Annotated in this window: 6 protein-coding genes and 2 pseudogenes; 3 read left to right on the forward strand and 5 right to left on the reverse strand. The window is 62.5% G+C overall.

Annotated features, from left to right (window positions below; all coding sequences use genetic code 11):
- Nucleotides 1–12: 12 nt before the first annotated feature.
- Nucleotides 13–501 (reverse strand): annotated as a pseudogene (locus tag VFB05_RS17385) (LysR substrate-binding domain-containing protein); the annotation flags it as partial.
- Nucleotides 502–587: 86 nt separating this feature from the next.
- Nucleotides 588–1,061, reverse strand: coding sequence for a LysR family transcriptional regulator (locus VFB05_RS17390; protein WP_325014203.1), 474 nt, complete (start codon nucleotides 1,059–1,061; stop codon nucleotides 588–590).
- Here VFB05_RS17390 and VFB05_RS17395 point away from each other — a divergent pair.
- Both VFB05_RS17395 and VFB05_RS17400 read left to right on the forward strand, forming a co-directional pair.
- A complete protein-coding gene (locus VFB05_RS17395) occupies nucleotides 1,035–1,910 on the forward strand; it encodes a hypothetical protein (RefSeq protein WP_325014205.1) in 876 nt (291 codons plus the stop codon). The two genes, VFB05_RS17390 and VFB05_RS17395, sit on opposite strands and share 27 nt — an antisense overlap.
- A 385-nt stretch (nucleotides 1,911–2,295) precedes the next feature.
- Nucleotides 2,296–2,784: a DUF992 domain-containing protein gene (locus tag VFB05_RS17400; protein WP_325014207.1), complete on the forward strand. Its 489-nt coding sequence runs from the start codon at nucleotides 2,296–2,298 to the stop codon at nucleotides 2,782–2,784.
- Between the two features lie 428 nt (nucleotides 2,785–3,212).
- Here VFB05_RS17400 and VFB05_RS17405 read toward each other — a convergent pair whose 3' ends face one another.
- From VFB05_RS17405 to VFB05_RS17415, 3 genes are all read right to left on the reverse strand, one after another.
- Nucleotides 3,213–3,905, reverse strand: coding sequence for an HAD family phosphatase (locus VFB05_RS17405; protein ID WP_325014209.1), 693 nt, complete (start codon nucleotides 3,903–3,905; stop codon nucleotides 3,213–3,215).
- Nucleotides 3,887–4,297 carry an NADH:ubiquinone oxidoreductase subunit NDUFA12 gene (locus VFB05_RS17410; protein WP_325014211.1) on the reverse strand — a complete coding sequence of 137 codons (411 nt, stop codon included), beginning with the start codon at nucleotides 4,295–4,297 and terminating at the stop codon, nucleotides 3,887–3,889. The genes VFB05_RS17405 and VFB05_RS17410 overlap by 19 nt, the downstream gene beginning before the upstream one ends.
- Before the next feature lie 96 nt (nucleotides 4,298–4,393).
- A complete protein-coding gene (locus VFB05_RS17415) occupies nucleotides 4,394–5,293 on the reverse strand; it encodes a DMT family transporter (protein WP_325014215.1) in 900 nt (299 codons plus the stop codon).
- Between the two features lie 788 nt (nucleotides 5,294–6,081).
- On the opposite strand from VFB05_RS17415, the pseudogene VFB05_RS17420 reads away from it, so the two are divergent.
- Nucleotides 6,082–7,041: pseudogene (locus tag VFB05_RS17420) on the forward strand (vitamin B12-dependent ribonucleotide reductase); the annotation flags it as partial.

Consider the following 7,041-nt stretch of genomic DNA (forward strand, 5'->3'; position numbering starts at 1 on the left):
TGACCGTGAGACCTAATGGTCCCTGCCGGCAAAAAGTTCGAAGGTCAGGTTTCGCAGCCATCGATGGCCGACGTCGCGATGGAAACGCTCGTGCCAGAATTGCGCGATCTCAATCCGAGGCAGCGCCACCGGAGGATCGAACGCCAGGAGCCCCAGCGGTCCCGCAAGACGGCGCGCCAGATTGGCCGGAAGCGTCGTGATCCCATCCGTCTCCGCCGCGACGATCGCACCAGCAATAAAGCTTGGCACCCGCAACATGACGTTTGATACGGCAATGGTGGAGGACAGCACGCGGTGCGCGGTGCGATGGGCGGCGTGCCCCGTCTCCGATCCCGCCACCAGGATGTGGCGCTCGGCCAGGAAGCCCGCGAGTGATTGGCATCTGCGCGCCCGCGGGTGGCGCTTGCGGACCACGCTGGCGTAGCCGTCGAAATAAAGCCGCTGGCGCCGCAAAACTCGCGCCGCCTTGGGGAATGCACCGAACGCAAGATCCGCCTCCCCGCTCTCGAGCCGATATTCGAACTACCGCGCAACCAGCGGCACCGATCGGATCTTGATATCGGGCGCGCTCGCCGCAATGCGCGCGATCAGAGGCGGCAAGAAGTGCACCATGCCACATCGGTCAGAAGCAAGCTGAACTGGCGGTCCGAATGGGCCGGATCGAACTCAGCTTCTTCCGCACGAAGGCCGTCAGCCGCTGCAAGCAGGTGGTGCAATCGATCGGCGATGCCGAGCGCCTTTGGCGTCGGATGCATCGCCTGGCCCTGCCGCACGAAAAGAGGGTCGGAGAACTTCGTGCGCAAACGCGCAAGCACCTTGCTGACCTGTGGCTGTGTCGTCTCCATCGCCTGCGCGGCGCAGGTAATGCTGCGCCGCTGCAGCAAGGCTTGCAGCATGCGCAGGTCCCGCAAGTTCAGGTCTTGATATGTGGCTTTTGCCATATCCTTTATTCCTATTCGGGAATAGCCGAAGTGTTGGCGCGGCGGTAAGCTTGCGTCAACGAGAAACGTTCTTTTCAAGCGACGGGAGGACCTATGGCCAAGTTCATCGTCGAACCGCATTTTCGACTTCAGGAGTGGGTTGCCGAGGAAAAGGGCTACTTCCGCGATCAGGGGCTCGATTACGAATTCCGTGAACTGATCCGCTCGACCGCGGGCCAGCACCACAACAAGGGTGGCCGCGGCGCCTTCCAGAGCATCGAGGAAGGGCGCGAGGCGAATGTCAGTTGCGCCTGCCACTGGACGGTGAACGTCGCCGCCTCCAACGGCCACGCCAAGTTGTATTCGGACGTGTACTCGGTCGCGCCGTCAGGGATTTACGTATCCGCCAGTTCGAAGGTGCGGACACCGGCGGATCTCGCCGGCGTGCCGATCTCGGTCGGCTTCCAGTCCGGCAGCCACTATTCGACCATCCAGGCGCTGGAGGCCTATATGCCGGCCTCCGACATCAACCTCGTGTTCGAAGACGGCATGCTGTTCAGCCGGATGGAACGGCTGATCGACGGCCGGAGCGAAGCCTGCGCCCTCTTCAGCGGCCCCTATTATCTTGCCGAGCAGCTGGGCTTCCGCAAAATCATCGACACCACGTTCATGATCGCCGCGATGATCAGGGGCACGCCGGAGCCGGAGGATGTGCGCCGCTACTTTGCCGCCTTGCGGCTGGCACAGCGCGACATCGATCTGCGGCCCGAACGCTATACCCACTATTACAAGAATGAATTCCCCGACCGCTTCCACACCATGATGGATACGCGGCGCTGGGGCCCGGGCGAGCGGATCGTGTTCGAGCCCTATTCGAAAGAAGTGTTTGAGGAATCGTTCGGCTGGATCGCCGACCACCAGATCTTCGCTGAGGGCGGCATGGGCTCGGGCGATTACGATCGCGCCACGATCTCGTTTGCCGCCAACTGAGCGGAAACGATAAAGGGTCATCCGGTTTCTCGGACGGCCTTTCCCGTCTCGTACTAGCCAGCGATCTCAGGTTAGTATTTCGCCGGGTCGGCATGGAATACCCTCTCTCGCCATCCGATCGATGGCTTGCTCGTCGCTCAGGCGGGTCCGCGTCGGCTCCCACCCCGCGTCATCCTCAATTTGATTTTAGTGTCGCTCTTTCTCGCTTTGAACGAAATGCTTGGGTGAGCGCCAAGCCTCTGTTGACCTCTTCTTCCATCGAGCAGGGCCTCAGCCGTGGTTCCCACGCTGAGGCTCTTTTCATGAGACACAGGTGCGGGGCATAACACGGCGCTGGAATCTCCCCGCGAAAGACAAACCCGCGGGGTCAATGGAGCAGGACAACATGAAATCAAGACTCGGGCGTATACTGGTTACCCTTCTGGTGTTTGGCTCGACTTTGGCTTTCGCCGGCCAGGCGTCTGCGCAACAGCGGACCAAGGTCGGGACCCTGCGGTGCGGCCTCGCGCCGGCGGTCGGCCTCATCGTGGTGGAGAAGCAGAGACTCTCGTGCATGTATACGCCGGACGGACCTTGGCCGCCGGAACGCTACTTCGGCAGCATCACGACCGTCGGTGTTGATCTCGGCTTCAGCCGCGGCGGACGGATGGCCTGGGCCGTGCTTGCGCCGGTTGCCGGCCCTATTCGAGGCGGACTCGCCGGCGCCTATGTCGGCGTCAGCGCAGATGCGGCAGTCGGCGTCGGACTTGGCGCCAATGCCCTCGTCGGTGGCTCGGGCCGCTCGTTCGCGCTGCAGCCTGTGTCGGTGGAAGCGAACACCGGCCTCGACATCACGGCCGGCGTGTCGAAACTGCGTCTGCGCTACGCGCCGTAAGGTTCCGAGCTTCCGGCGACGAGCGACGACTGGTCCCGCACCGTCATTCCGGACGACGCGAAGCGGCGACCCGGAATCTCGAGATTCCGGGTTCGATGCTCACGCATCGCCCCGGAATGACGAAACAAAAAAGGCCGCCCGGTTTCCCGAGCGGCCTTCCTGTCTTACGGTAGCCTCACATTTAAACGGGCGATCTCAGGACGTCGTATCCCGGGGGCCTATCTCCCGGCCTCATCCTGATCGGAAGCCGCTGCTTATCGGGTCAGTCGCGATCTGATGTCCGATCCGTTCGCGGTGGTTTCCCATCTCCGTAAGATGACCCTAGTAAGCCATCGCCCTCCGCGTGGCGCAATGGCGCTGTCTTCGGTGTCCCCGTTGATCCCGTTGTTCACAGGCACGCGGGCGCTGCACTATCGCATTTCAATAACTTATTTGCGCAGCAGCGGACGAACAATGCGATCGAGCTCTGCGAATGACGTGACCACATGATCGGCGCCGGCGTCTCTCAGGCGCACATCAAAGCCGGGCTGAATATGGCCGGCTGCGGTGAAGCCGATAGCGTTCGCGCCCGCCGCACGCGCGGCGGTGATGCCGCCCACGCTGTCCTCGATCACGATGCAATCGGCAGGCCTCACGCCGATCTGCTTCGCCGCGTGAAGAAAGATATCGGGATACGGCTTGCCGCGCGCGACATTGGAGGCGCTGAATACGCGTCCCTCGAACAGGCTCGCCATGTCGAGGACTTCAAGACTTAGACGCAAACGCTCCGGCGACGACGACGAGGCGATGCAATTCGGCAAGCTGCGCCAAGCCTCGACGAATTCGCGCGCGCCGTCGACCGGTTTCAAGCGTGCGCGGAAAGCATCGAAAGTGCGCTGCTGATAGTGATCGGTAAAGTCCGCCGGCAGCGTGCGGCCGATCACGCGCTCGATGGTCTCGATCACCTCAGTGAGGCGCTTGCCCATATAGGTGGAGTAAGCGTCGTCGAGGCTCGTCGGCACGCCGAGTTCGGTGACGATCTCGGCGATCACGGAATTGGACAACACCTCGCTGTCGGCGAGGACGCCGTCGAAGTCATAGATAATGGCGCGGTGAAACGCGTTCAGCTTCCGGGAGTCCACGGCTGGTAGTCGCCGGTCGCCTTGGGCCGGCGGCCGCTCGCCAGCGTCGAGCCGGACGGGCGATAGGCGCCTGGCGTGCCGGTCATGTTCGGCACATGCGGCTTTTCCCATTCGCGCGGCGTGTAGTTTTCTTCCGTCGGCGGCACGTCGACGGTGTGATGCAGCCAGCCGTGCCAGGACGGCGGCACGCGGCTCGCCTCGGCATAGCCGTTATAGATCACCCAGCGGCGCTCGATGCCGAGCGTCGGATCGATCTGTCGACCCTTGGTGCGATAGTAGCGGTTGCCCTGCTCGTCTTCGCCGACCAGTTCACCGAACCTATAGGTCCAGAGTTGGGTGCCGAAGGTCTGGCCGTTCCACCAGGTGAATATCTTGAGCAGGAATTGCTTCATAACGAGAAGGCCGTTTTCGCTGGAGATTGAAGGCTCTGATGCCACTGGCGGGTCGAATTGTCCAGCGAAGGGAGGGACAAAAGGCCGTGCGGAACGTCAGGATTGCGTCGCGAGCGCAACGCCCGCGAGCGTGAATACAAGGGCCGCGATCTGGCCAATGCCGAGCGGTTCATGCAGGGCGAATGCCGACGTCACAACGCCGATGACCGGCACCGCCATGGTGCCGATCGCCGCCACCGAGGCCGGCAGCCGCGCCAGCGCCGCAAACCAGGCGACGTAGGCGACGCAGAACTGGCCGACGGTCGAATAACCGAACAGCAGCCAGCCGTTGGCGGTCAATCCGGCGAAATCCGACTTGTCGATCAGAAAGCCGGTGATCGCGATCGGAAGACATCCGATGCCGATCTGCCAGGCCGCGGAGGAGACCGGCGGCAGATGCAATGGCCATTTCTTGGCGAGCACCGTGCCCAGCGCAAAGCCGAGCGCGCCGCCCAGCGCCATGAAGATTCCCGGCAGTTTTGACAGGCTCGCCGCAAAACCGTGGGCGCCGAGAATGGCGGCGAGGCCCGCAAAGGCCATGAGCAGCGCCAGCACGCGGAGGAGATTCGGCCGCTCGCCGAGGATCGGCCACGCCAGCAGCGAGGCCCAGACTGGCATGGTGTAGGCGACCAGCGTCGCCTCGCTCGCCGGAAGATAGACCAGCGCAAAGCCCATCAGCACCATCCAGCAGCCGACATTGAGGATCGCGGCCATCACCAGCCGGCCCCAATAGGCGCGCGGCACCCTCAAGCTCTGGCGCCACACGAGCGCGAGAATCGCCAGCAGGATCGCGCCGAGCACCCCGGTCGTGCCACGCAAGGTCAGCGGCGGCAGGTAGCCGATCAGGAATTTGGTCACGGGCCAGTTGAATCCCCACCCCACGGAGGTGATGGCGAGGAAGGCGAGCCCGGCGGGCCCGATGCGCGTCTTCGCGCCCGGCTGGTTCGGAGGTGTCATGGAGATTAAGTCGAATGGGGCGGTCGAGAATCGACAGCCACTTTGACCCCGATCAGACGCCAAAACCATGGTCAGGACCGTATGGCTGACCGGCCTCTCGGCGCCGAGTTCCCGTAGCCTTACGTGAGTCTCTCCAAGGCAAGCGGGACCCCACAAAAATACTTCGCCTGTGAACAGCGGGAGGAAGCGCAGCCGAGGTTCCCGATCACAAATTTTTTCCCTTGGGAATCCTTCAGGACTCACTGATACTTGGCCCGATCAGGCGCGGCTTTCGGTCCCTGGTTTTCCCCGTTTCCCACCATATTTAGTATTTGATTCAGGAACTCGCACTACTCCTTGACGTGCGCGTTGGAGTCGTCCTAGCCTCTTCCTGTTCGGCGCGAGTGTGTTTGGGTCCCGCCGGTCGCTCCCTAAAGGGTTCCAAAATAACCACTCCGCCTGGCCGGTTGAGGCAGCGGATGAGGGCTGTTTTGTCCCTCCTCCAAGGACTGAGAAGGACCTTTCGAGCGTGCGAAAACAACAGGCCGACCTAGGGCCGAAAGAGTGAGTTTGGGGCGTTGAGTACATGGATTTGAAGCGGCGCTGGGGAGCTCCGCTTTGAGGCCATGCACCGGCCAGCCGCGGTGATGGGACCGCGGTTGAACCGTCAGAGAACAAGGGCCGGGTCCACCGGCTCGTAAACGTGCGAACTTTAAGGCCACCTTTTCGAGGTGGTTCGGAGGGATCGCTTCAGTCAATAAAACCCGGCAGCCGCGGCGGCGGCCGGCAAAAAGGAACGGGGCACGACCATGCGAATCGAACGGCGCCACACAAAAACGGGCCAGTCACCCTACGCACAGATTGATTTCAGATTGACGACATCTGAGATCCGCAATCCCGATGGCTCGGTGGTCTTCCGCCTCGAAAACGTCGAGGTGCCCGAATTCTGGTCTCAAGTTGCGTCCGACGTTCTGGCGCAGAAGTATTTCCGCAAGGCGGGCGTTGCTGCGCGCCTGAAGAGGATCGAGGAAGAGACCGTTCCCTCCTGGCTGTGGCGTTCGGTGCCGGACACCGAGGCACTGGCTTTGCTGCCGGAGAATGAGCGCTATGTCAGCGAACTCTCGGCCAAGCAAGTGTTCGATCGCCTTGCCGGCTGCTGGACCTATTGGGGCTGGAAGGGCGGCTATTTCTCATCGGAAGAAGACGCCTCCGCCTTCTATGACGAATTGCGCTTCATGCTGGCCAAGCAGATGGTCGCGCCGAACTCGCCGCAATGGTTCAACACCGGTCTGCATTGGGCCTACGGCGTCGATGGCCCCGGCCAGGGCCACTATTACGTCGACTGGAAGACCGGCAAGCTCCACAAGTCGAAGTCGGCCTACGAGCATCCGCAGCCGCACGCCTGCTTCATCCAGGGCATCGAGGACGACCTCGTCAACGAGGGCGGCATCATGGATCTGTGGGTGCGCGAGGCGCGCCTGTTCAAATATGGCTCGGGCACCGGCTCGAACTTCTCGCGCCTGCGCGGTGAAGGCGAACGCCTTTCCGGCGGTGGCCGCTCGTCGGGCCTGATGAGCTTCCTCAAGATCGGCGACCGCGCTGCCGGCGCCATCAAATCAGGAGGCACCACGCGCCGCGCCGCCAAGATGGTCGTGGTCGACGCCGATCATCCTGATATCGAGACCTATATCGACTGGAAGGTGAAGGAGGAGCAGAAGGTCGCAGCCCTCGTCACCGGCTCCAAGATCAACCAGAAGCACCTCAAGGCC

Origin of the sequence: Bradyrhizobium sp., assembly GCF_035652035.1 — a bacterium.
Taxonomy (GTDB): Bacteria; Pseudomonadota; Alphaproteobacteria; order Rhizobiales; family Xanthobacteraceae; genus Bradyrhizobium.